Genomic DNA, 23,018 nt, shown 5'->3' with positions numbered 1-23,018 from the left:
GATTTACCTCGTCCGATGATTTGAATAAGTGGCTTCCCGCATCATGCGTGTCTTGGGAATCTGCGCATGAACTGCCAGGTCACCTGATTCGATAATTTTCCCCAATGTTATGCGAAGCGCATCGAGGCGTTGCCTATGTGCGGCCAAACGCTTCTGGAGCGATTCATTCAATCCCGTTGCTTTCGACATTTGGAGGGCGTAATCGGTTGTGGGACGAACGAACCGATCCAGGAAAACTTGGGGCCGTAGCGACTCCACATACTGACTAAGCTCAGCCACCTGCTTGATACGTTGAATTGCAAAGTGTCGAGCCGGTGTCTGCAACATGTCGGTGATGCCGCGCAAACAGCAGTCGTGATCCCTACAACCGAAAAGCCCTTTTATTCGAGGATTCCGCTCAAACAGTGCTTCGGCATCCTTTCGATCAAGAAGCAGATCCAGTGCAGGAATGTACACTCCCGCGTGTTTCATGTACGCCTTGCCCAATCGAGGGCGGTGCCAATGACTCGCGTTGAATCGCTCGCCGGCCGCCAAGCCTGTCGAAAGTCCACCGACTGCAGAAAACGCCAGCAGCGATAAGCCAGGAAGACCGCCAACTTGATCCGCTACAATCGGCAGGCCGAGTTCGTTGAAGTCACCACAAGCTGCGACATAATTCTTCACCGCCGTTGGCGTGCTGTCCGCACCACACCCATCAACACGTAACCAGAGGGACTGCACTGGCGCACCCTCCAGTTCATGAACCAGTTGTGCACGCAACGCCTCGTCCCTAAACGTCGCATAGGGCAAACATAAAGAGTAGTTAATTTCAATCGTTCTACCACCAGCCCTGTCCAAGGCCCCCCTCAAATCGGAAAGCGCGGAAATGTCGGCACTAAACCACGGGTCTTCGACACCCCTGACGTAGTGCGTCGGAGCTAACACCTGACTGAAGCCATGTTCGACTGCGAAATCCGCGAGCCTTGACATCAATTCAATTCTTGAAGCACCTTGAAAGTCATCAACGGCATGGGGGCGCCCCACTCCCCAAGGCAAAGCTCCAAGCTTCTCCGAAAAGCCTCCGATTGTGGCTGAAGCCTGAGTACACGGATCGAGTATGCACTCCAGTCGTCCTCTTTCCGCCTCTTTCAGCAATTCGCGGTGACGCTCAGCTCGCTTGGCCTCAACCACAACCCCGTAGTAAGACCTTTGACCTTGGGCCAGCAGTTGGCTGAGCGGCGCATGGTCGTTCTGACCGGCACGAAAATACAAGCCGAGCGGCTGCGAAGCCGGTTTGACCAAACGGGGGAACGGAGCCACAGACATGGGAACCTCTCAACAATTGCGGTATTAGCCTATATTAGTCAATACTTTTTCATTGCGCAATAAATTGACATTTTCAACGACATTTTGTTAATAATTGGGGCCACACTACGCTGCTGCTCCTAGGTTCGCGCGGCCAAGAATGGCGGCACCACAACCGAGAACGACAGGCGGCTGGGCATGGAGGCCGCATTCGGGTGGTGAACGTGATACTGTAGGTGTTACGGAAAAACCGTGACACCTGTCAGCCATCCGACCTGACAGGCCCTTGTAGACAGGGGTTGAGAGCGACTTGGCGGGTACGCCCGTGATTCGCCACCAAATTAGACGCGAGGCCCGCTGCTCCTAGGAGCGCGGGCCTTTCGCTTTGTGCGCGCGGTGAGCTCACTTGGTGAGCCATCCGCCCGATGCACGGGTTACCCCGCCTCTTGCAGTTCAGCTCAGCATTGCCAGGGCGCGGCACCTGGCTCCGCCGCCTTCCCATAACGCTCGCGCGCCTCGCGCACGATGTCCGCCTCGACCTCCTCCTCATCGGCCAACGCCTTCAACGCCGCGATCACAATGCTCGCGCGATCGACTTCGAAAAACGTCCGCAACGCCTGCCGCGTATCGCTACGCCCGAAGCCATCGGTCCCGAGCGTCACATAGCGGCGCGGCACGTATGCGCGGATCAGCTCCGGCACTGCGCGCACATAGTCGGTCGCGGCGATCACAGGCCCGCGCGCCGCCCCGAGCGCGGCGCTCACATACGGCATCACATCCGCATCGCCGAGCCGCGATTGCCGTTCGGCCTCCATACCGTCGCGCTGCAGTTCGCTGAAGCTCGTCACGCTCCACACCGCCGCGTCGACACCCCAGTCTTCCTTCAGCATCCGCTGCGCGGCGATCGCTTCACCGAGAATCGCCCCCGAGCCAAGCAACTGCACGCGCGCGGAAGTCCGCATTTCCGGCGACAACGCATACATCCCCTTCAAAATCCCCTCGCGCAGCGCCTCCCGATCGCCCGCAGGCATCGACGGCTGCGCATAGCTCTCGTTCATCACCGTCACGTAATAGAACACGTCGCGCTGCGCTTCGACCATCTCGCGCATCCCCGCATCGACGATCGTCGCGACTTCATACGCGAACGCCGGATCGTACGCGCGGCAGTTCGGAATCGTCGACGCAGCAAGATGGCTGCTGCCGTCCTGATGCTGCAATCCTTCCCCGCCGAGCGTCGTGCGCCCCGACGTCGCGCCGACGAGAAAACCACGCGAGCGCTGGTCCGCCGCCGCCCAGATCAGGTCACCGATGCGCTGGAAGCCGAACATCGAGTAGTAGATGTAGAACGGCAGCATCGGCAGATCGTGCACGCTGTAGGCCGTCGCCGCGGCGATCCACGACGAAATCGCGCCCGCTTCCGAAATCCCTTCCTCGAGGATCTGGCCGCGCGTGTCCTCGCGGTAGTAGAGCATCGAGCCGAGGTCTTCCGGCTCGTAGCGCTGTCCGAGCGGCGAGTAAATCCCGACCTGCCGGAACATATTGGCCATGCCGAACGTGCGCGCCTCATCGGCGACGATCGGCACGACGCGCGGGCCGATCTCACCGTCCTTCAGCAGCGCCGTGAGCATGCGCACGAGCACCATCGTCGTCGACATTTCGCGGCCGGCCGCGTCCAGCGCGAACGCTCCCCAGGCCGGCATCGAAGGGACGGTCAGCCCTTTCGACGCCGCTCTCCGCCTTCTGGGCAGATAGCCTCCCAGGGCAGCCCGGCGTGCATGCAGGTAACGCATTTCCGGGCTGTCTTCCGCAGGTTTGTAAAACGTGAGCTGCTCGACATCGTCGTCCGACAGCGGCAGCCGGAAGCGGTCGCGGAACGCTTTCAAATCGTCGACGTCGAGCTTCTTCTGCTGATGGGTCGTCATCCGGCCCTGGCCCGCCGCGCCCATCCCGAAGCCCTTCATCGTCTTCGCGAGGATCACGGTCGGCTGACCCCGATGCCCGAGCGCGCGCGCGTAAGCGGCGTGCAGCTTGCGCGCGTCGTGGCCGCCGCGGCGCAGGCGGTCGATCTCGGTGTCGGTGAGCTGAGCAGCGAGCGCGGCCAGCGTCGGATCCTGACTGAAGAAGCGCTCGCGGTTGTACGCGCCGTCGTTCGCGGAGAACGTCTGAAACTGGCCGTCGACGGTCTCGGCAAACGCGCGCGCAAGCGCGCCGGCGTGGTCGCGCGCGAACAGCGGGTCCCAGTCGGACCCCCACAGCACCTTGATCACGTTCCAGCCGGCGCCTGAGAACTGCGCTTCGAGCTCGTCGATCACGCGGCCGTTGCCTCGCACCGGGCCATCGAGCCGCTGCAGGTTGCAGTTGATGACGAACACGAGATTGTCGAGTCCTTCCCGCGCGGCGAGCGAGAGCGCGCCGAGCGATTCCGGCTCGTCCATTTCGCCGTCGCCGAAGAAGCCCCAAACCGTCCGGCCTGCGGTTCGCGCAAGGCCGCGATTCTGCAAGTAGCGCATGAAACGCGCCTGGTAGATCGCGTTGATCGGGCCAATGCCCATCGAGCCGGTCGGGAACTGCCAGAAATCCGGCATCAGCCACGGATGCGGATACGAACACAGCCCGGGGCCGGCAATCTCGCGCCGGTAGTGCCGCAGGTGATCGTCGGTGAGAAAGCCTTCGAGATACGCGCGCGCATAGACACCCGGTGACGAATGCGGCTGGAAATAGACGAGATCGCCGCCCGCGCCGTCGCCGCCGCCCGGCGTAGCGGCGCGGAAGAAGTGATTGAAGCCGACCTCGAACAGGTCCGACGCCGATGCGTAGCTGGCGATATGGCCGCCCAGCTCGCCATACGCGCGGTTCGCGCGCACGACCATCGCGAGCGCGTTCCAGCGCAGCGCGGCCGACAGCCGCTCCTCGATGTCGAGGTCGCCAGGATAGTGCGGCTGCTCGGCGAGCGGGATCGTGTTCAGGTAGCGCGTGACCGGCATGCGCGCCGACGCGAGCCCGTTCGCGCGTGCATGCTCGGCGAGGCGGTCGAGCAGATATTGCGCGCGCGCCTTGCCGACGTGGGCAACGACGCCGTCCAGCGCGTCGAGCCATTCGGACGTTTCCCCAGGATCGGGGTCGACGTTCGTCGTTTCAAGGCGTTTGGTCTGCTCGATACCGCTCGATAAGTCCGTCATCGCTTGTCTCCCGCACGCTGTCTCCGGCGCGTGCATCAATGGAAGTCATGCTACCGGCCCGCCCACAAAATGTGCCTCTGATTTCATTGGAAATTCGCGCTTTGATAGTGTAAATATTCTGATCATCACCAAATTTCCGGAATATTTACACTATGACCTCCAGCGCCAGGCGGCTTGACCGCATCGACATCGGCATCCTGAACCAGCTTCAGCAGAACGCGCGGATCACGAACGCGGAGCTGGCCAAAGCCGTCAACCTTTCCCCGACGCCCTGCTTCAATCGCGTGCGTGCGCTGGAAAAGCTTGGCCTCTTCAAGCAACAGGTCACGCTGCTCGATCCCGAGCCGCTCGGCTTGCGGATCAACGTGTTCATCCAGGTGAGCTTGGAAAAGCAGGTCGAGGACGCGCTGCGGCGCTTCGAAGCGGCGATCTCGCAACGGCCCGAGGTGATGGAGTGCTACCTGATGTCGGGCGACGCCGACTATCTGTTGCGGGTGGTGATGCCGGACATGCGCACGCTCGAACGCTTCATCATCGACCGGCTGACGACGATCCCGGGCGTATCGAACATCCGCTCGAGCTTCGCGCTGAAACAGGTGCGCTACAAGACCGCGCTGCCGCTGCCGGCGTCGGGACTCACGCTCGTCGATCTGGAGGAACCCTCCGCGGACTGGGAGTGACCGGCCGCCGTCGACGGCCTGCCGGTACATTCCGCCGCAAGCCGCTCTGTAGCCCACACAAGCCTGCCCCCTAGCTTCCTGAAACAACCAACGCCTCCAGCTCGATGCTGCACGCCGGCAACGCCTGCGGAAAGATATGCCGCGTCGTCTTCGGCGGATACAGCATGCCCTCTCGCGAGCGCGCGACGATCTGCTCGCCGTCGACGCGATAGCCGGGCCGGCGCGCCACCACGCCGACCTGCGCGTAGTCGAGCAGCAGGCATGGCACGCGCGGCAGCGACAGGCGCCGCGCGGCTGCAAGCCGGTGATGTCCGTCCATGACGGCGAGGCTCGCGCGCTCCAGCACGATCGGCGCGGTCCACCGTCCGCTGCGCTCGATGCTCTTCAGGACTTCGAGCACGCGTGTCTCCTCGTGCTCTTCGTTCGGCAAGATGCGGCTGGTGGCGATCAGCACGATGGGCCAGTTGTCGTGATGCATGGCGATCTCCTTTGATGTCGGCGAAGCGAGGCAAGTCAGCCGGGACGGTTCAGGTAGGAGGACGCGATCGCGCGCAGGTCAGGCCGCGCGAACAGGTCCGGATGCAGGTGCGCGGCGGCCTCGGCCAGCACGGCGTGGCGCGCGATCGGGCCGAACGACTCGATCCAGTGATCGCCCACCCGGACGACGCGCGCGCCGCGCGCCGCCGACATGTGCCGCCATACCGGATTCGTCTCGAAGGCGCGCGACGATCCGTCGTCGTAGACGAAAATCGTGTCCGGCTGGGCGAGCAGCAGCGCCTCGAGGCTCATCTGGAACGCGGTGTTGTCGCGCTGGGCAGGCCGCGGATTGCCCCCGGCCACGTTCACGCCGCCCAGCGCGTTCAGCAGCGAGCACGTCATGTTCTCGTCGTAGAAGGCCCAGGGCGCGGTGCCCGCCCCCCAGACGAACAGGTAGCGCGGCGCGCGGCGCGAGCGCACGCGCGACCGGTATTGCTCGAGCACGTCGGCAAAATGCCGGTTCAGGCCTGCCGCGGCTTGCGAGCGCCCGAGCGCGGCGCCGACGAGCGCGATGCTGCGGTCGCTGTCCTGCCCGGTTTCGAGGTCGAGCGCGAGATAGGGCGCGATCCGCTGGAGCTGTTGCGCGTTCGCTTCCGTATAGCGCCGGATCGCGATGATCAGGTCGGCTTGCGAGCTCGCCAGCAGCTCGAGACTCGGGCTCGCACGCTGGCCGAGATCGATCACGCCATTCATCTTGTCGAGCAGATACGCAGGGCGCCGGCCGGGCGCGAGAAAGGTCGATGCGATCGGCTGCACGCCGAGCGCGAGCGCGGTGTCGGCGCCGAAGTAAGAGACCGTCGCGAGCCTGACCGGCGCGGCGCGGAATGTCAGTTTCGTGCCGCGGTCGTCGACGATGCTGTAGACCGTTTGCGCACAAGCGCGACTGGGCCACGCCAGCGCTGACGCAACCGACACCGGCAAGCCGAGCGCCAGCGCCCGGCGCTTTGGATCAATCATGGGATGCCCGTCCGATGAACGGCACGACGTGGCCGGCCGTCCACGCCGCGCCCGGCATCTCGGCCGCCGGGGTCCCCTCCGCTGAAACGCCCGCCGCACCCCAAGCCGCCGGCGGCTGCACGGCGCAGCCAAGCGGATGGCAGACGGGAAACCCGTCGCTCGCCCCGTGCAGCCGTTCACTGCGCACATGGAACACGCGCGACACGAACTCCGGCGTCAGCACGCCGACGGGAGGACCGTCGGCGATCAGCCGTCCGTCGCGCATCACGAGCGCGCGGTCGGCATAGCGCATCGCCTGGTTCAAGTCGTGCAGCGACATCACGAGCGTCAGGCCCAGCTCCGCGTTGAGCCGCCGCAGCATCGCCATGACTTCGAGCTGGTGCCCGAGGTCGAGATAGGTGGTCGGTTCGTCGAGCAGCAGCAGGTCCGCCTTCTGCGCGAGCGCCAGCGCGATCCACACGCGCTGCCGCTCGCCCCCCGACAGCGCCGCGAGTGGACGATCGCGCAAAGCGGCAAGGCCCACGGTGTCGATCGCCCATTCGACGGCCTCGCGATCGGCCCGCGTTTCGCCGCGCAGCATCGCCCGGTGCGCGAAGCGTCCGTGCCGCACGAGATCGAGCACCGACAGCCCGTCGGGAACGTCCTGCGTCTGCGCCAGGAATGCAATACGGCGCGCGAGCTGCTTGCGCGGCCAGTTCTGCAGCGGCATGCCGTCGAGGAGCGCCGCGCCCTCGCGCGGCGCCAGCAGGCCGGCCAGCGCGCGCAGCAGCGTGCTCTTGCCGCAGCCGTTCGGGCCGAGCAACACGGTGATGCGGCCGGGCTCGATCGTCGCCGACAGGCCGTCGACGATGCGGCGCGAACCATGGGAAAGCGAAATGTCGCGGGCAACGAGTGTCATCGGGGAGAACGGGAAAGCAGATAGAGGAAGAGCGGCGCGCCGAGGAGCGCGGTGACGGCGCCCACCGGAATCTCCGCTGGCGCGATCGCCACGCGCCCGGCCAGGTCAGCGAGCGCCGTGATGAGCGCGCCTGCGAGCAGCACGGCCGGCGCCTGGCGCGCGAGCGGCCCGCCGGCCGCCAACCGCCCGAGGTGCGGCGCAATCAAGCCGACGAACGCGACCGGGCCCGCGATAGCCACTGCGCTCGCGGCGGCGAAGCCCGCGTAGGCGATCGCCGCGAAGCGCCAGCGTTCGACGTCGAGCCCGACGCTCGCCGCCGCGTCGTCGCCGAGCGCGAGCACCTGCACCCTCGGCAGGATTGCGGGCAGCAACGCGAGCGCCGCGGCGGTCCACGGCGCGAGCACCGCCACATGCCGCCAGCCGCGCGCGTACAGGTTGCCGGACAGCCACGTGAGCAGCACCTCGATGCGGCTCGAGCCCCAGCCGGCGAGGATCGTCATCGCGACGGCGTAGAGCGCCGCGCTGACGGCGACGCCCATCAGGACCAGCCGCAGGGGCGCCGTGCCGTTGCGCCACGCGAGCGCATGGACAGCGAGCGCCGCGCCGACGCCGCCCAACTGCGCGGCGAGCGGCATCCACGTCGCGTCGTAGGCCTCGAGCCTGCTGCTGTCGAACGAGCCCGCAAAATTCGCGACGAGGAGCAGCACCATGATGCCGAGCGTCGCACCGGACGACACCCCGATCACGCCCGGCTCCGCGAGCGGATTGCGCAGCGCGGCCTGCAGAACCATGCCGCTCGCCGCGAGCTGGGCGCCGATCATCAGCGCCAGCAGCACGCGCGGCATGCGCAGCTCCCAGAGAACGAAAGCGGCGTCGCGGGCCGCGCCGCGGTGGACCAGCGCCTCCACGGCCGCCGCGAGCGGAAAGTGCGCCGCGCCGAACGACACGGCGAGCACGACCGTGACCGCGAGCGCGCCCGTCCATCCGAGGCCGGCGCCGAGCGCGCGCAGCGGCGCGCCGGCAGCGCGGGAGGGCCGGGCTGCAAGGTCCGGGCCGCCCGTCATGCCGGCACTCCTGTATCGCGGCGGATCATCGCGATCAAAAGCGGTGTCGCCGCGAGCGCGGTCAGGAAGCCCATCGGCAGCTCGCGCGGCGCGGCGATCGTCCGCGCGACGAGATCCGCAGCAGCCACGAGCAATGCGCCGGCCAGCGCGCCCACGGCGAGCATGCGCCGCTGCCCGCCGCCCAGCGCGAGCCGCATCAGATGCGGCACGCACAGCCCGACGAAGCCGACCGGCCCGGCCATGGCGACCACGGACGCCGACAGCGCCACCGCGGTGCCGCCCAGGATCAGGCGCCAGCGCAGCAGGTCCAGACCAACGCCCGAGGCTGCGTCGTCCCCGAGCGCAAGTGTGTCGAGCACGCGGGCGCAGGCGAAAGCCGCGCCGAGCCCGGCCACGGTCCATGGCGCCACGGCCGCGACCTGCGGCCAGCCGACGCCTGCGAGCCCGCCCGCCAGCCAATAGAACAGCGGGCCGGCCTGCGGCCCGGCCGCGATCATCAACGAGACGATGCCCGCGCTGCCCAGCGCGGCAACGGTGGTCCCGGCGAGCGACAGCCGCACGGGCGACAGCCGCGTGCGCCATGCCAGCGCGAAGGTGAGCGCCGCCGCGCCGGCGCCGCCGCCGAGCGCGGCGAACGGCAGCGCGGCGGCCGGCACCGAGGGCGCGAGCACGCTAGCGGCGACGACCGCGAGCGCGGCGCCGCTCACGACGCCGGTGAGCGTCGGATCGGCGAGCGGGTTGCGCGTAATGCCCTGCATCAGCGAACCGGCAACGGCGAGGCTCGCACCGGCCAGCATCGCCGCGACGAGGCGCGGCAGCCGCAAGGCATGGACGATCACGCCGGCGGGCGTATCGTCCCCGCCGAAGAGCGCATGCAGCGCGGCGGCGGGACTGAGCGCGAGATTGCCCGTGCAGAGACTCGCGAGGGCGACGGCCGCCAATGCGGCGAGCAACGCGAGCACGGTCATGCAGACGAACCGCGCCGAGCGGCGAGCCGCAACCGTCTGCGGCAATGCCGCTCGCCGGACCTCCGCCGCCGGCCTGCTGCGCCCCGCTCGCCGCCGCTCGAAACGACGCCGCATCATGACTGCCCCGCCAGCGCCTTTTTGGCGAGTGCGCCCAGCCGGTCTTCGAACTTGCGCAAGAGCAGCGTCGCGGTGGCGGCGAGGCCGATCGCGAGACCGGCCCAGACGCCGTAGATGCCGTAGCCGAGCATGACGCCGCCCGCCCACGCAACCGGCAGGCCGATCGCCCAGTAGCCCACAATCGAGATCCGAAACGAGCTCGTCACGTCCCCGAGACCGCGCAGGATGCCGACGCCGATGTTCTGGCTGCAATCGAAGATTTGCAGCAGCGCGGCGATCGTGAGCAGACCGGTCGCGAGCCGCAGCACTTCGGCGTTCGCCGCGGCGGCGCGGTCGAGGAACGGCGCGAGCACCTGCGCGGGCGCAACGAGATACGGCAGCGCGACGAACAGCATCGCGCCGACGCCGAGCGCGAGGCCCGTGTAGCCGAGCCGCCGCGCGCCGCGATAGTCCTGCTGGGCGCACGCGTGGCTGATGCTGATCGATGCCGCATGCGAGAGCCCGACCGAGACCATGAACACGATGTAGATGACCTGATTGACGATCGTCTGCGCCGCGAGCGCGTCGGTGCCGAGCGTGCCGATCACGAGCGTGAGCACGGTGAAAAATGCCGCTTCGGAGCCATAGGTCGCCGCGATCGGCAGCCCCATCTTCCAGACGCGCGCAAGCGCCTGGGCATCGGCGCGCCACGCCGCGAGCGACAGATGTCCGGCAAGCCCCGGCCGGCGCGAGGCGATCAGCAGGAACGCCAGGAACGACAGCAGGTACACGCCGCTCGTCGCGCACGCGATGCCCATCAGGCCGAGCTCGGGCAGGCCGAACCGGCCGAACATCAGCGCATAGTCGAGCGCGGCGTTGACCGCGATCGAAACCAGTGTGATCGCGAGCAGCGGTCCCGGCTGGCGCAGCCCGACCGTGTACTGCCGCAGCGATTGGAACCACAGGCACGGCAGCATGCCGGGCGCGGCGGCGGCCAGGTAGAACGCCGTCTGCCGCGCCACGGCGGGGTCCTGGCCGAGCCACACGAGCGGCTTCTCGACCAGCAGCATGAGCAGCGCGAAGACGAGCCCAGCCAGCGTCGACAGCGCGAAGCTCGCCCGCACGAGGCGCTCGAGCTGCGAGCCGTCGTGCTGTCCGTTCGCATACGCGATCAGATTGCCCGTGCCGGTCACGAGCCCCGTGCCCATCGTGCGCAGCTGGTTGAAGAGCGTCAGCGCGAGCCCGCCGGCCGCGATCTCGCGCGGGCCGAGCATCCCCATCATCACGATGTCCGTGGTGGTGAGCGCGACCTGCGCGAGCTGGGTGAGGATGAGCGGTCCGGCGAGCGCGCCGATGCGCGCGGCATCGGCCTGGAACTGTCGGCGCGGCTTCATGCTGCGGCGGCGAAGATGGGATCGAGCTCGCAGGCGACGGAGTCGTCGAGCAGGCCGTGCTCTCGCATCCAGTCGTCGTTGAACACGGTGTCGAGATATTTCTCGCCGCCGTCGCAGACCAGCACGACGAGCGTCGCGCCGGACGGCAGCGTCTCGAAGGCCTTCAGCGCGTGCCAGATCACGCCGCCCGCCGAGCCGCCGACGAGCAGCGCCTTCTTGCGCGCGAGATAGCGCACGGTGTTGAACGCGGCCGCATCCGATACCTTGAGGCCCTCGTCGAGCAGCGCATAGTCGACCAGCGCGCCAATTTCCGCGCCGGGCGGCGTGCCGGTGCCGGACTGGTGATACGGCCCGCCCTCGCCGCCGAACGCAATCGAGCCGACCGGCTCGACGCCCACCACGCGCGGCGCCGGACCGCACGCGCGCAGCTCCCGCGCCGTGCCGAACAACGAGCCGCCGGTGCCGACCGAGCCGTACAGATAGTCGATCCGCTCGCCGAGCGCGGCGCGCAGCTCGCGCGCGAGCTCGCGGTAGCCGTTGCCGTTCGCGGGATTGTTGTGCTGCTCAGTCCAGATGCTGTCCGGATCGTGAGCGGCCATGCGTTCCGCCAGCGCCTCTCGGTCGGCGGTCGCGAGCGCGTCGCCTTCGCTCACGTAGACGAGCTCCGCGCCGAACGCCTGCATGGCGCGCAGCTTGTCCTTGGAGGCGTGGCGGTCGACCACGGCCGTGAACCGGTAGCCCCGCTCCGCCGCGAGGAGCGCGAGGCCCATGCCGGTGTTGCCCGAGGTCGACTCGATCACGCGCCCGGCCGGTCTCAGGCTGCCGTCCTGCTCGGCTTCGTCCAACATCTGCCGGGCCATGCGGATCTTCGCGCTGCCGGTCGGATTGGTCGATTCGAGCTTGAGCACGATGCGTGCGCCGTTGGCGCCGCGGATCAGTTCGAAGAGCGGTGTGCGGCCGATCAAATCCGACACCTTCGAGACGATCGCGGGATGCGCGATCATCGGTTGTTCACCCATGAAACGCATGTTCATCGTCAGGCTCCTGGAAAAGGGGGAAAGCGGTCTACACGCCAGCTCGGGCGCGCGCCGTCGAGCGTCACGGCAATCTTTGGAGGCAGCGGCAGCTCGTGGAAAGGCGACTCGTTCGAGTCCATCTGATAGCCGGCCGTGTTCGGATAGAGCAGCAGGTCGCCCGCCTCGGGGCGCTGCGGGAATGCGACCTTGCGCCAGGTCAGCATGTCCGAGTCGAGGCAGCTCGCGCCGCCGACGCAGGCGCGATACGGCGCACTCCGCGAATCGCGCGCAGCGGGCAGCAGCTCGGGATCGGGCAGGAATTCGCTGCCGAACCATTGCTCGGACACGCTGAAGCTCGTGCCGTTGGCCGTCACGATGCCGTAGCCGTCTGGGTCCTTCGCGTCCGCCGCGTCCTTCACGCCCTGCACCGTGAACACGGTGAAGCCAGCCTGGTCGAGCAGCGCGCGCCCGGGCTCCAGCATCAGCTGCAATTGCTGCGCGTTCAGCAGATCGGCGAGCGGCTGCGTCTCGCCGTCCGGCACGCCTCCGAGGATCGCGTCGAGCATCGCCGGGCCGGAGGGCGTCTGGTGGTACGGATAAAAGCCCTCGAAGGTCTTGTGCGCGTGATAGTCGTGCGGCCGGTGCGCGGCGAGAAAGGCGCCCCAGTCGTTCTCGCCCGCGTACGACATCGCAAACCCGCCGCCGATATCGATCGTGTGCGGCGCAAGCCCGAGCGAGCGCGCCGTCGCGCAGGCCCGCACCGCGAGTCCCGCCTGGCTACAGCGCGCTTGCGCGCTGTAGCCCGACAAGTGGAACGAAAAGCCTTCGAGCCGCAAATGCGCGCGGTGCTCGGCGCAGAAGGCCAGCGCGGCGCCGAGCGCTTCACCGCTCAAGCCGAAGCGGCTGCCGGCCTGACCGGCCGGCAGCATGCGCAGCAGCACGCGCGCCGTGCGTTTCCGGCTGCGCGCCAGCGCGGCGAGCCGCGCGAGCTCGTCGGCGCTGTCGATCGCAAGGAGCGCGTCATGCAGCACCGACAGCCGCAGCAGCTCGTCCGCCTTCGCGGGGCCGGACACGCCGACATCCGCGCCGCGCACGCCCGCCGCCAGCGCTGCGGCGAACTCGCCCGCGCTCGCCACATCGACGCCGATGCCGGCGTCGCCGCAAACGCGCACGAAGCACCGCGCCTTGTTCGCCTTCTTCGCGTAGAAGATCCGGCCCGCGATGCCGCGCGCGTCGAGCACGCGCTGAAACGCGGCGACGTTGCCGGCGAAACGCTCGGGAAACACGAAATGCAGCGGCGCATCGAAGCCGTGCGCGAGCTCGCGGATCAGCCCAGCATGACCGTCGACGAAGCCGCGCAGCGCCGGCTGCCAGAGCGCCGGCAGCCGCGGAAAGTCGTTCACCATAGCGAAACCTCCTCGCCCAGCCCTTTCGCACGCGCCTGCTCGGCCAGCAAGCGGCCGAGCGCGATGTCGGTCACGACCATGCCGCTGTTGTAGGCGAACACGATCTGCTCGGGCGAGCGCCGCGCCGGCTTGCGGCCGAGCAGGATGTCGGGCAGCTCGGCATCGATCGGCGCGAACTCACCGCGCGCGTCGGCGAGATCCGTGCCCGTCACCCGCATCTGCGCTTCGCTCGTCGCGATCCGGTAGTCGGCATGCCAGAGCGCATCGGCATGGATGCCGTAGCCCACCAGCAGCGCGAGCGCGCCGGGCTTGAGCGACGCGTGCCGAACGGCCTCCGGCGCGCCGGCGCCGGCCACGCCGAGCACGATGTCGGCCTGCCGCGCCGACGCTTCGAGATCGGACGACACCTCGATGTCGCGCTGCGGATGAAAGCGCTTCAAGGTCTGGCGCACGGCCAGGATCCCCTCGTCGTGATGCCCGTGCACGATGACGCGCTCGATGTCCGGCAGCGCGGCGAGCAGCATCGGCGCGGCCATGCGGCCCTGCGTGCCGGTGCCGACGATGAGCGCGGTGCGCGCATGCGGCGCGGCGGCGCGCGCGATCAGCGCCGAGACGGCCGGCGTGCGCAGCGCGCCGACAAGGCTGCCGTCCATCAGCGCGACCGGCAGGCCGGTGACGTCGTCGAACAGCAGCAGGGTCGTGTAGTACTTCTGCAGCCCGCGATCGTGCGTCGGATCGTGCTTGTACGAGGTCTTGAAACCGACCGTGCGCCGGCCGCCGTCGCGGCCGAGCATCGAGTAGGCCACCGAATGCTTCTCCGGCGGCTGGCTCATCAGCTTGCGCGGGTTGTCGGATTCGCCGTTGCCGAGCGCGAGGTAGGCGCGCTCGACTGCGTCGAGCACCATTGCCGGGTCGTAGTCGATCTCGTCGAACACGCGCTTGCCGAGCACGAGAAGCCGCGATGTGCTCAGCGGATCAGCCGGCGCACCCGTTTCGGAGCCGGCGGCGGTGGCGAAAGTCATTGCATTTGCATTCATCGCTGCCTCACAGGATCTCGCGCGTGGACGCCGTCTGCCGGAACGGCAGCGTCTCGCGCAGGTTGACGTGGACGTTCACGCGCCGCAGCCAGCGCTGGCGCGGACCGTAGTTCGGGCTATAGACGGTGCGTCCATGCACCGCGCGCTTGTTGTCGATCCAGACCATGTCGCCGGGCTGCATGACCACGCTCGTCTGGTGCGCATAGCAGGCGTCGATCAGCCAGCGCAGCGCCGCCTCGGCCTCGGCGTCGCCAGGCAGCGCGCTCATGAACGCCTCGTCGACGCGCAGCCAGGGCTTCGCGCGCATGCCGCGCAGCGCGGGCACCGGCTGCGGGCTTTCGTACATGCGGCGAATCTGCGCGAACACGTGATCGTCGAGCCGCCATTGCGCGCTGACGTTCTGCTCGGGCAGGTGCGACTTGTCGGGCAGGATCGTGAAGCGCGGCGCGCTCAGCACGCGCCACATGTCGTCGGGAATGTCGATTTCGTCGACGCCGCAGAAGATCGTCTCGGCGCGCTCCTCGTTCCGGTAGCAGAGGATCGACAGGAAATCCGCGCGATGCTCATGAAAGGCCTCCTCGTTGTGCCAGACGAGCGTCACGCTGCTGCCGCCGCCCAGCTGCTCCGCGTGGTCCTTCTCGATCGGCACGATGTGGCGCAGAAAGCGGCCGTTCTCCTGGGTGCGCCAGCCGAACATGTCACCGAGCAGCGACGTCGTCAGGCACTGCATCGCCTCTTCGAAGAGCGACGGCGGGCTGCGCCAGGGCGCGTCCCAATGCGACGGCGACGGGCCGATGCGCGCGTCGTCGACCGGCATGCCCCGCAGCATCAGCACGCTGCACGGCAGCTCGAGCTGCCGGTAGCGCTGCGCCAACGCGCGCAGCGAGCGCGGCAGCTCCTGCGAGGCGAGCGTGCAGTCGGCCGCAAAGCGCACGTTCTCCACGCTGTCATGCTGCGCGAGCAACGCCTGCGCGGTGCGCGCGAGGCCCGCGATTTCGTCGTCGTTCATCTCGTAGATCGCAAGCGACTTCGAGATCGACTGCACGCCGCCCGGTTCATAGCCTTGAGCAAGATTCATACGTTCCCTCATGTGAAAACTGGCTTGACCACGCCGGCGGCGTGGCCGATTGCCCTCGGTAAAGCCTGTTTTCGTGGGGACGCGGCCGGCGCGCTCGATGTCGCGTCTGCGATGGCCGTCGTGGATGGCGCTCTCGCGGCGCCTACATGTCGACCTGCGCCGACAGGAAGAACGTCCTCGGCTGGCCCGGCCACACCGAGTTGTAGTTCGCGGCGGCCCAGTAGCGCTTGTCGGTCAGGTTCTGCACGCCGGCGCGGAACACCGTCGAGTGCCCGCCGATCTGCATCTGGTAGGCCGCCCCGGCGTCGAAGCGCACGTAGCCCGGCAGCGTCACGCTGTTCTGCGCATTCAGCGGACGGCTGCCGACGTAGTACACCCCGGTGTTGACGCTGAGCCCATGGATCGGCGCGATCCGGTAGTCGAGGAAGGCGCTCGCCTGGAAGCGCGGCACGTTCGCGGCGCGCTTGCCTTCGGTCGTGGCGTCGCCGGTGTTTTGCTGCACGGTGTCCAGATACGCGGCGCCCGCGACGATGGACAAATCGCGCGTCACCCGCCCGTTCGCCGTGAGTTCGACGCCGGTATGGCGCTCTTTGCCGGCCTGCACATAGACGTTCTCGGCATTCACGTACTGAAGCGTCTTCTCGATCCGGAACAGCGCCGCGTCGATGCTCAAGTTGTTGCCGACATCGGCCTTCACGCCCGCCTCGTACTGCTTGCTCTTGACCGGCGGCAGATTCTGGCCGGCATTGGCCGTGTTGAACGCCGCCACGCCGCCCTGCTCGATGCCCTCGGCATAGCTGACGTAGGTCGACACGGACTGCAGCGGCTTGAAGATCAGCCCGGCCGAAGGCACGTTGACGCTCGTCTGGTAATGCGTCGCCGCGCTGGCGGGCGGATATGAATCGTCGCGATACCAGACGTGCCGCACGCCGAGCATCACGCTCCAGTGCGAACCGATGTCGATCAGGTCGCTGACGAACACGCTCGGCTGAAAGTTCTTGTCCGTGGTTTTCGCCGGATACGAGATCGCCGGCTGGGACGAATAGACCGGATTGAAGATGTTGCCGACGGTGATCGGCAAAACCGCGAAGCCGCCCTGGTGCGCCTCGTAGTTGCGCGTGGACACGCCCGTCACGAGCTGGTGCGAGAGAAACCCGGTGTCGAACTTGCCGGTCACGAAGGTATTCGTCGACAGCACCCGGAAGCTCTGATCCGGCGAGAGGTAGATGTCGCCGCTCAGGATGTCGCCATTGCCGGCCACCGAGTAGACGTCGGGAAACGCGGCGTCGCGGTTGTTGTAGGACTGCGCGACTTGCGTCGTGAAGCTCCAGCGGTCGTTGAACTTGTAGTCGAAGCGGCCGCCCAGGTTGTAGGTGCTGGTGCGGTATTGCAGCCACGGCTGGCCGAGCAGCGTGCGCGGATCGAAATACGGCGGCAGCGAACCGTCCGGCTGCAGGCCGATCACGGGCTGCGCGGCGAGCTTCTTGTCCTGGTAGTCGAAGTCGAAGCGCAGCAGCGCGCGAGGCGTGATCGCCCAGTCGATCGCGCCGCTCACGAAGGTGCGCGTGAGGTCGCCGGCGTGCGTGAAGTTGCCGACCTTCTCGCCGGCCACGTTGAAGCGATAGCCGAAGCGGCCGTCGCCGATCGGCCCGCCGGTGTCGACCGCGCCGTAGTAGCCGTCGTAGCTGCGCACCTCGCTCGTGACGCTCGTGAAGCGCTCCGCGGTAGGACGCTTGATGACGTAGTCGACCGTGCCGCCCGGCGAGTTGACGCCGTACAGGAAGCCCGACGGCCCCTTGAGCACGTCGATGCGCTCGATGTTCTCGAGGCCGAGATCGTAGTACGGAGCCACCGGCATGCCGTCGCGCCGCATCGTATTGGTCCAGTCGACGGGAAAGCCGCGAATGCTGATGTTGTCCATGGCGCCGCCCACTGCTGTGTTCTGCACTGAGGGATCGTTCTTGAGCACGTCCATCAGCGTGCGCGCGCGCTGCGCCTCGATCAGTTCGGCCGAATAGGACGTCACGGACATCGGCAGATCCTTCGGGTCCTTCGAACCCAGCGCGCCGACGTTGACATCCGGCTCGGAGTAGAGCGACGGACGCGAGGCTTGCACGACGATCGCCCCCAATGCGCTCCCGGCACCGTCCGCTCCCGATTGCTGCGCCACGGCCGCGCTGCCGGCTGCAGCGCCACTGGATGCGCCCGGCTGTTTGCCGGCGTTCGCGGAATCGTCGGCATTGCCGGCGGCCTCCTGCCCATAGGCATTCAGCGACGAACACGCGAGCATGCACGCGATCAGCACCGTGCTTCTGCGCAGATTCGAAGGATTCGGCGATACACCAGCGCGGCTCGCTCGATTTGCAGTACTAAGTTGATATCGCATTCCAGTTTCCATCTTTGTTATATGTCGCTACCCCGAGTGATTTCGCTGCTTCAGCGCTCCGGCGAGACGCATGGGAAATCCGCGTGTGAACCCTGCTGCGGCGCAAACGCAATCGAACCGGCCCAACCGCCCGATTCCGCCAATGGAGTGAATCATGTGTCCAGCAGATCGGAAATGAGAATTATTATCAATTGTAAAAATCTGTCAACATCTTTTTAAGATATGAATGAGTCCGAGTCGTCAGGGACGCCCTGCTGACACAGAAAAATCCGCGTTAGAGCGGCAGGCGACGATCATTCTGTCCGCGATGTGCTGACAGATGGTCTACGCCCGAGCCGGTTGTCGTGCAGGTCGAGCGATTTTGGGGGCGAGCGGCAGGCGCTGGCGCGGGGTCAGGCTAGTCCCAGCAATTGCGGAACGCCACCGCCGCGATCACCGGCACGCAAACGACAAGCGGAATCGCGAAGATCGGCAGCTCGGCATAGATCAGCCACGCGACGCCGATCGCGAACGTCACGATTCCAACGAGGAACGAAAGTACGTTCAGCGTCCGCTTCGACGGACCCTTTTTCTTTGCCGGCGCTTGCGCCGTTTCGGGTTTTATGGGTTGAGAGTCCATCTTCTGCGTCCTATTGCGCGCCAGCGCTCGTGGTTCAATCGTTGTTGCGATTCGCGGTCCGCTCGAGTTTGCATGCATCGTCGCACCATCCGCCAAGACCGCGCAGTTGCCCAGCGTACGCTCCGGACCCCCACAGGTAAAACGAAACGGCGCGCGCCGCACGCAAACGCGGGCTCAAGCATCCGCCTTCCTCACGACGAGGCGATGAATGCGCTTGCCCGACGACGCGCTCACTTCCTCCCGATCGTGCAGCACCGCATCGCCCGCGCCGAGCTCGCGCGTCACGCGGCTTGCGTCGAATGCCGAGTAGAGGCGTCCGTGCTTGTCTCGCTCCGATTCGCCGCCGGTTACTCGCCAGCTCAGATACAAAGCGCCGCCCGGCCTCAGAATCTCCAGGAGACGCCGCGTTGCCGCGCCGATAGTGTCCGGATCGAGATGCATGACGACGGTCTCGCACAGTACGTTTTCGAACGCGCCCGGGACCATGCCCGCCAGCTCCGGTAAGCGGGCGACGTCGAAGCGCAGTTGCGGATGTCGCGCCCTGGCCTCGCGCAGCAGCCCCTCCGAGGCGTCGTAGCCCCGTGCATCGAACCCGTTCGCCGCCAGCCAGGCGACATCGCGTCCGGCGCCGCAGCCGACGTCGGCCGTCGGCCCCGGCTTGAAATGGCGGGCGAGCAACTGGTACATGTCGTCCGGCGCGGGCTGGCTGCTCCAGTCGTCGGCAAAGGCTGGGGCAGCCTGGTCGTAGGCTGCGAGCGTCGTCTTGTCCATCGTCGGGCTCCCAGTGAGGCGTCCAGGCGGATTATCGATGAACTCGATCCATTGTGGTCAAGAGCTCGCGGCCACGCGCCCTCGGGGGTCAGCTTTCGATTCGCCCTCGCGTCGTTCCCAGCAGCTCGGCCATCGCGCGGTGCGCGGCCTGCGCGTCGCGCGCCTTGATCGCGCCGAACACCGCGGTATGCTCGGCCAGCGACGCGTTGAACACATCGGCACGCTTCGCATTGAGCCGCAACTGCGCTTCGAGCGTGCGCTCGATCAGCGCGCCGAGCGGCAGCAGCAGCTCGTTACAGCATGCGTTGAGCACGCTCAGGTGAAAGCGCAGATCCGCGCGTACCCATTCGTCGACGTTCTGCGCCGCCGCCATCGCCGCATGCGCGTCCTCGACGAGCCGCAGCGTCTCGCCGGTATGCGCGCGCGCGGCGAGCCCGGCCGCGTAGGGCTCGATCATCTCGCGCATCTCCTGCAGCTTCAGCGCGAAGGCCATCGGCGGAGCGACGCGCGAGTACCAGTCGAGCAGGTCGGCATCGAGCAGGTTCCACGCCGCACGCGGCCGCACCCGCGTGCCGACCTTCGGACGCGATTCGACCAGCCCCTTCGACGTCAGCGTGCGCAGCGCCTCACGAAGCACGGTGCGGCTCACGCCGAACGATTCCATCAGTTCGGCTTCGCGCGGCAGCGTCGTTTCGGGCGCGTAGTCGCCGCGCAGGATCGCCGTGGCGAGCAGATGGGCGACGCGCCCGTGCAGATCGTGCTGGATGATGGTCTCCTCTCGAGAAAACTCCGGGACCGCGATTATCACGCATCGCGCAGCGTCTTCCCCGCGCGATCTCGAACGCCCCGCGATGAATAATACTATTAATAGCACTAAATGCCGCATTTGCGGTAGGATGGCGCTTTCGCATCCTGACGCCCCCCCTTTCGGAGACACCCGCCAATGAAAATCACCAAGCTCGAGACTTTCATCGTTCCGCCGCGCTGGCTCTTTCTCAAGATCGAGACGGACGAGGGCGTGGTCGGCTGGGGCGAGCCGGTCGTCGAGGGACGCGCGCATACGGTCGAGGCCGCCGTCCACGAGCTCGCCGACTACTTGATCGGCCGGGACCCGCTCCTCATCGAAGACCACTGGCAGGTCATGTACCGCGCGGGCTTCTACCGCGGCGGCCCGATCTCGATGAGCGCGATCGCCGGCGTCGACCAGGCGCTCTGGGACATCTTGGGCAAGCACCACGGCGTGCCCGTGCATGCGCTGCTCGGCGGCCAGGTGCGCGATCGCATCAAGGTGTATTCGTGGATCGGCGGCGACCGTCCGAGCGACGTCGCGAACAACGCGCGCGCGGTCGTCGAGCGCGGCTTCACCGCAGTCAAGATGAACGGCTCCGAGGAGCTGCAGATCATCGACACCTTCGACAAGGTCGAGAAAGTGATCGCCAACGTCGCCGCCGTGCGCGAAGCGATCGGGCCGCATGCGGGAATCGGCGTCGACTTCCACGGGCGCGTCCACAAGCCGATGGCGAAGGTGCTCGCGAAGGAGCTCGATCCGTACAAGCTGATGTTCATCGAGGAGCCTGTGCTCTCGGAAAACGTCGAGGCGCTGCGCGACATCGTCAACCAGACGAGCACGCCGATCGCGCTCGGCGAACGGCTCTACTCGCGCTGGGACTTCAAGCACATTCTCGCGGGCGGCTACGTCGACATCATCCAGCCGGACGCCTCGCACGCGGGCGGCATCACCGAGTGCCGCAAGATCGCGTCGATGGCGGAGGCCTACGACGTCGCCGTCGCGCTGCACTGCCCGCTCGGCCCGATCGCGCTCGCGACCTGTCTGCAGATCGACGCGGTCAGCTACAACGCGTTCATCCAGGAGCAGAGCCTCGGCATCCACTACAACAAGGGCAACGACCTGCTCGACTACATCAAGAATCCCGAAGTCTTCAAGTACGAGGAAGGGTTCGTGTCGATTCCGCAGGGGCCCGGGCTCGGCATCGAGGTCGACGAGGAGAAGGTGCGCGAGATGGCCAAGACCGGCCACCGCTGGCGCAACCCGGTGTGGCGCCATGCGGACGGCAGCGTCGCGGAGTGGTGAGCGAGGTGTGATGGACCGCCCGCGTCACGTGAGCGGTGTCTCAGTTATGCGACGTTTTGGGCGGATCCGCCGCGATCGGCTCGCGAGCCGATCGCGCGCGGCATCGCGCCAGGCCTGCCTCACAAGGCTTGCGCGCTGGCCCGCACGGCTCGCATCACGATTGGCCCGCTCCTTGCAGCATCCCGTCGAAACGATCGACGGGGAGCGGCAAATGGGCGAATTCCTGCCGGACTATCTGATCCGCGAGCAAGCGGCAGTGGGCGCACTCATGATCTTCGGCGCCATGCGCGTGATCGCGGCGGTCTTGGGTTACGGGCGCGGCTGGCGCATCTCGGCGATCGAGAAATGCTGCCTCGGCGCGGCGATTCTCTACTGCGCGCCACAGCTCTTCGAACTGCTCGCGCAGACCTATCAGATGCACGCGGCCTCGGCTGAGCTCGAGGGCAAGGTTGCGGGCTGTGCTATCGCGCTGTTCTTTGCGCCTGTCGTGAGCCACAAGCTCGGCTACGAATGAGTCTCAGAAATGAGACATCGGCGGCAGCGCTGCCGCCGTGTCAAGAACGCAGCGCGCCTCACCCCGCCGCGAGGTAACCCGGCGCGCTATGCGCCAAGGCCGCTGCCGCGATGAACACGCCGATCATCACCAGCGCCTCGAGATGCAGCACGTTGTTGAACGTGTGCGCATCCACCGTGGATGCAGTGCGGCGCAAGCGCGGCAGCGCCGACATGCGGTTCATGCCGCCCAGCACGACCGCCAGCGCGACGAGCGCGGCCTTGAGCATCAGCACGTGCCCCCACTCGCTCGACTGAAGCGGCGCCAGCGCGCCGCCCAGCCCACGCTCCGCATTGAGCGCGCCGGTCACCACGACGAACCCGAGCGCGACGAGTGAAACCTTCGACACCTGCCCTGCGACGCGAATCAGCACGCCGCGCGCGATCGACGAATCGAGCGCCGGCAGCACGCCGAATCCACCCGCGATCACGAGGCCGCCCCAGACGCCCGTCGCAAGAACATGCAGCGTTTGGATGCCGGCAGCCGCCGACCACGTGCCCGCGTCAGCGGCATGCCCGATCGACGCCTTGCCTGCCGCTGCGACGATGACCGCAAGCCAGAACAAGGCATGGCCCAGCGCGCCGAAACGCCCGAGCAGCGCGGCGATCAAGAGCAGCGCCGCGCCGCCGAACGCCACGCACCACGCGCGGCCGACATGCGTCTGCGCGATCACGGTAGGCACCACGCCGAGCGCGTCGAGCAAGCCCGAGCCGCTCATCGACGCGGCCTGATAGACGAGCCAGCCGACATCGGCCAGCACGAGCACGATGGCGGCAGCGATCAGCGATCGTTGCGCGCGCAACCATGCCGGGTGCGACGGCGCGACGAGCGCGCGGGCGCCTTCTTTCGCGAGCCACGCATCGAGCAGCGCCGAGCCGATGGCGAATGCGAACGCGACGTTCGTCAGCGCGGCCATCGCGACCTGGCCGATCCACAACCCGTCGAGCCTCATCGGACGACCCGTTTCGCTTGGGGCGGCGCAATGTCCGGGAATGCATCGAGA

Annotated in this window: 20 protein-coding genes; 3 read left to right on the top strand and 17 right to left on the bottom strand. The window is 67.2% G+C overall.

Going from position 1 to position 23,018, the window contains the following annotated elements:
• Nucleotides 1-3: 3 nt before the first annotated feature.
• Both FAZ69_RS12475 and mdeB read right to left on the bottom strand, forming a co-directional pair.
• Nucleotides 4-1,305: a hypothetical protein gene (locus tag FAZ69_RS12475; RefSeq protein ID WP_136894762.1), complete on the bottom strand. Its 1,302-nt coding sequence runs from the start codon at nt 1,303-1,305 to the stop codon at nt 4-6.
• 437 nt (nt 1,306-1,742) lie between these two features.
• Entirely contained in the window at nt 1,743-4,463 is a 2,721-nt protein-coding gene (gene mdeB, locus FAZ69_RS12470; protein ID WP_136894760.1) for an alpha-ketoglutarate dehydrogenase, read from the bottom strand.
• A 152-nt stretch (nt 4,464-4,615) separates the two neighbouring features.
• Here mdeB and FAZ69_RS12465 point away from each other — a divergent pair, with 152 nt between their 5' ends.
• Nucleotides 4,616-5,143: an Lrp/AsnC family transcriptional regulator gene (locus FAZ69_RS12465; protein WP_136894758.1), complete on the top strand. Its 528-nt coding sequence runs from the start codon at nt 4,616-4,618 to the stop codon at nt 5,141-5,143.
• 70 nt (nt 5,144-5,213) lie between these two features.
• On the opposite strand, the gene FAZ69_RS12460 is transcribed toward FAZ69_RS12465, so the two are convergent.
• The 14 genes from FAZ69_RS12460 to FAZ69_RS12395 all read right to left on the bottom strand — a co-directional run bounded on the left by FAZ69_RS12460 (nt 5,214) and on the right by FAZ69_RS12395 (nt 20,139).
• Nucleotides 5,214-5,621 (bottom strand): ParB N-terminal domain-containing protein, encoded by a 408-nt coding sequence (locus FAZ69_RS12460; RefSeq protein WP_136894756.1) that lies wholly within the window; start codon nt 5,619-5,621, stop codon nt 5,214-5,216.
• A 35-nt stretch (nt 5,622-5,656) separates the two neighbouring features.
• Complete coding sequence (locus tag FAZ69_RS12455; protein WP_136894754.1) at nt 5,657-6,637, bottom strand: ABC transporter substrate-binding protein; 981 nt, start codon at nt 6,635-6,637, stop codon at nt 5,657-5,659.
• Nucleotides 6,630-7,535 carry an ABC transporter ATP-binding protein gene (locus FAZ69_RS12450; protein ID WP_136894752.1) on the bottom strand — a complete coding sequence of 302 codons (906 nt, stop codon included), beginning with the start codon at nt 7,533-7,535 and terminating at the stop codon, nt 6,630-6,632. Before FAZ69_RS12450 ends, FAZ69_RS12455 begins: the two co-directional genes overlap by 8 nt.
• Nucleotides 7,532-8,599, bottom strand: a complete 1,068-nt coding sequence (locus tag FAZ69_RS12445) for a FecCD family ABC transporter permease (protein WP_136894750.1) — start codon at nt 8,597-8,599, stop codon at nt 7,532-7,534. The genes FAZ69_RS12450 and FAZ69_RS12445 overlap by 4 nt, the downstream gene beginning before the upstream one ends.
• The gene (locus tag FAZ69_RS12440; protein ID WP_240702197.1) at nt 8,596-9,684 is read right to left on the bottom strand and encodes a FecCD family ABC transporter permease; all 1,089 of its coding nucleotides are present in this window, start codon (nt 9,682-9,684) and stop codon (nt 8,596-8,598) included. The genes FAZ69_RS12445 and FAZ69_RS12440 overlap by 4 nt, the downstream gene beginning before the upstream one ends.
• The gene (locus FAZ69_RS12435; RefSeq protein WP_136894748.1) at nt 9,681-11,057 is read right to left on the bottom strand and encodes an MATE family efflux transporter; all 1,377 of its coding nucleotides are present in this window, start codon (nt 11,055-11,057) and stop codon (nt 9,681-9,683) included. Before FAZ69_RS12435 ends, FAZ69_RS12440 begins: the two co-directional genes overlap by 4 nt.
• Entirely contained in the window at nt 11,054-12,091 is a 1,038-nt protein-coding gene (locus tag FAZ69_RS12430; protein ID WP_240702196.1) for a cysteine synthase family protein, read from the bottom strand. The genes FAZ69_RS12435 and FAZ69_RS12430 overlap by 4 nt, the downstream gene beginning before the upstream one ends.
• Nucleotides 12,092-12,093: 2 nt before the next feature.
• Nucleotides 12,094-13,479 carry an alanine racemase gene (locus FAZ69_RS12425; RefSeq protein ID WP_136894746.1) on the bottom strand — a complete coding sequence of 462 codons (1,386 nt, stop codon included), beginning with the start codon at nt 13,477-13,479 and terminating at the stop codon, nt 12,094-12,096.
• Nucleotides 13,473-14,501: an ornithine cyclodeaminase family protein gene (locus FAZ69_RS12420; RefSeq protein WP_136894744.1), complete on the bottom strand. Its 1,029-nt coding sequence runs from the start codon at nt 14,499-14,501 to the stop codon at nt 13,473-13,475. The genes FAZ69_RS12425 and FAZ69_RS12420 overlap by 7 nt, the downstream gene beginning before the upstream one ends.
• Nucleotides 14,502-14,523: 22 nt before the next feature.
• The gene (locus FAZ69_RS12415) at nt 14,524-15,594 is read right to left on the bottom strand and encodes a TauD/TfdA family dioxygenase (protein WP_169708616.1); all 1,071 of its coding nucleotides are present in this window, start codon (nt 15,592-15,594) and stop codon (nt 14,524-14,526) included.
• 142 nt (nt 15,595-15,736) lie between these two features.
• A complete protein-coding gene (locus tag FAZ69_RS12410) occupies nt 15,737-17,899 on the bottom strand; it encodes a TonB-dependent siderophore receptor (RefSeq protein ID WP_240702195.1) in 2,163 nt (720 codons plus the stop codon).
• A 478-nt stretch (nt 17,900-18,377) separates the two neighbouring features.
• Entirely contained in the window at nt 18,378-18,599 is a 222-nt protein-coding gene (locus tag FAZ69_RS12405) for a hypothetical protein (protein WP_136894738.1), read from the bottom strand.
• Nucleotides 18,600-18,773: 174 nt separating this feature from the next.
• On the bottom strand, nt 18,774-19,370 hold the full coding sequence (locus FAZ69_RS12400; protein WP_136894736.1) for a class I SAM-dependent methyltransferase: 597 nt from the start codon (nt 19,368-19,370) through the stop codon (nt 18,774-18,776).
• A gap of 88 nt (nt 19,371-19,458) precedes the next feature.
• Nucleotides 19,459-20,139: a FadR/GntR family transcriptional regulator gene (locus FAZ69_RS12395; RefSeq protein ID WP_240702207.1), complete on the bottom strand. Its 681-nt coding sequence runs from the start codon at nt 20,137-20,139 to the stop codon at nt 19,459-19,461.
• 174 nt (nt 20,140-20,313) lie between these two features.
• Here FAZ69_RS12395 and dgoD point away from each other — a divergent pair, with 174 nt between their 5' ends.
• Complete coding sequence (dgoD, locus tag FAZ69_RS12390) at nt 20,314-21,462, top strand: galactonate dehydratase (protein WP_136894733.1); 1,149 nt, start codon at nt 20,314-20,316, stop codon at nt 21,460-21,462.
• Nucleotides 21,463-21,673: 211 nt separating this feature from the next.
• Nucleotides 21,674-21,976, top strand: coding sequence for a hypothetical protein (locus FAZ69_RS12385; protein ID WP_136894731.1), 303 nt, complete (start codon nt 21,674-21,676; stop codon nt 21,974-21,976).
• 58 nt (nt 21,977-22,034) lie between these two features.
• On the opposite strand, the gene FAZ69_RS12380 is transcribed toward FAZ69_RS12385, so the two are convergent.
• Nucleotides 22,035-22,967 carry a CopD family protein gene (locus tag FAZ69_RS12380; RefSeq protein WP_136894729.1) on the bottom strand — a complete coding sequence of 311 codons (933 nt, stop codon included), beginning with the start codon at nt 22,965-22,967 and terminating at the stop codon, nt 22,035-22,037.
• Nucleotides 22,968-23,018 lie beyond the last annotated feature (51 nt).

The organism is Trinickia terrae (genome assembly GCF_005144415.1).
GTDB lineage: Bacteria > Pseudomonadota > Gammaproteobacteria > Burkholderiales > Burkholderiaceae > Trinickia_A > Trinickia_A terrae.
This window is presented reverse-complemented; position numbering and strand designations above follow the sequence as displayed.

Bases quoted from the DNA above. Each gene is read 5' to 3' on its own strand.
- FAZ69_RS12475 (WP_136894762.1), bottom strand. From the start codon at position 1,305: ATGTCTGTGGCTCCGTTCCCCCGTTTGGTCAAACCGGCTTCGCAGCCG.
- mdeB (WP_136894760.1), bottom strand. From the start codon at position 4,463: ATGACGGACTTATCGAGCGGTATCGAGCAGACCAAACGCCTTGAAACG.
- FAZ69_RS12465 (WP_136894758.1), top strand. From the start codon at position 4,616: ATGACCTCCAGCGCCAGGCGGCTTGACCGCATCGACATCGGCATCCTG.
- FAZ69_RS12460 (WP_136894756.1), bottom strand. From the start codon at position 5,621: ATGCATCACGACAACTGGCCCATCGTGCTGATCGCCACCAGCCGCATC.
- FAZ69_RS12455 (WP_136894754.1), bottom strand. From the start codon at position 6,637: ATGATTGATCCAAAGCGCCGGGCGCTGGCGCTCGGCTTGCCGGTGTCG.
- FAZ69_RS12450 (WP_136894752.1), bottom strand. From the start codon at position 7,535: ATGACACTCGTTGCCCGCGACATTTCGCTTTCCCATGGTTCGCGCCGC.
- FAZ69_RS12445 (WP_136894750.1), bottom strand. From the start codon at position 8,599: ATGACGGGCGGCCCGGACCTTGCAGCCCGGCCCTCCCGCGCTGCCGGC.
- FAZ69_RS12440 (WP_240702197.1), bottom strand. From the start codon at position 9,684: ATGATGCGGCGTCGTTTCGAGCGGCGGCGAGCGGGGCGCAGCAGGCCG.
- FAZ69_RS12435 (WP_136894748.1), bottom strand. From the start codon at position 11,057: ATGAAGCCGCGCCGACAGTTCCAGGCCGATGCCGCGCGCATCGGCGCG.
- FAZ69_RS12430 (WP_240702196.1), bottom strand. From the start codon at position 12,091: ATGAACATGCGTTTCATGGGTGAACAACCGATGATCGCGCATCCCGCG.
- FAZ69_RS12425 (WP_136894746.1), bottom strand. From the start codon at position 13,479: ATGGTGAACGACTTTCCGCGGCTGCCGGCGCTCTGGCAGCCGGCGCTG.
- FAZ69_RS12420 (WP_136894744.1), bottom strand. From the start codon at position 14,501: ATGACTTTCGCCACCGCCGCCGGCTCCGAAACGGGTGCGCCGGCTGAT.
- FAZ69_RS12415 (WP_169708616.1), bottom strand. From the start codon at position 15,594: ATGAATCTTGCTCAAGGCTATGAACCGGGCGGCGTGCAGTCGATCTCG.
- FAZ69_RS12405 (WP_136894738.1), bottom strand. From the start codon at position 18,599: ATGGACTCTCAACCCATAAAACCCGAAACGGCGCAAGCGCCGGCAAAG.
- FAZ69_RS12400 (WP_136894736.1), bottom strand. From the start codon at position 19,370: ATGGACAAGACGACGCTCGCAGCCTACGACCAGGCTGCCCCAGCCTTT.
- dgoD (WP_136894733.1), top strand. From the start codon at position 20,314: ATGAAAATCACCAAGCTCGAGACTTTCATCGTTCCGCCGCGCTGGCTC.
- FAZ69_RS12385 (WP_136894731.1), top strand. From the start codon at position 21,674: ATGGGCGAATTCCTGCCGGACTATCTGATCCGCGAGCAAGCGGCAGTG.
- FAZ69_RS12380 (WP_136894729.1), bottom strand. From the start codon at position 22,967: ATGAGGCTCGACGGGTTGTGGATCGGCCAGGTCGCGATGGCCGCGCTG.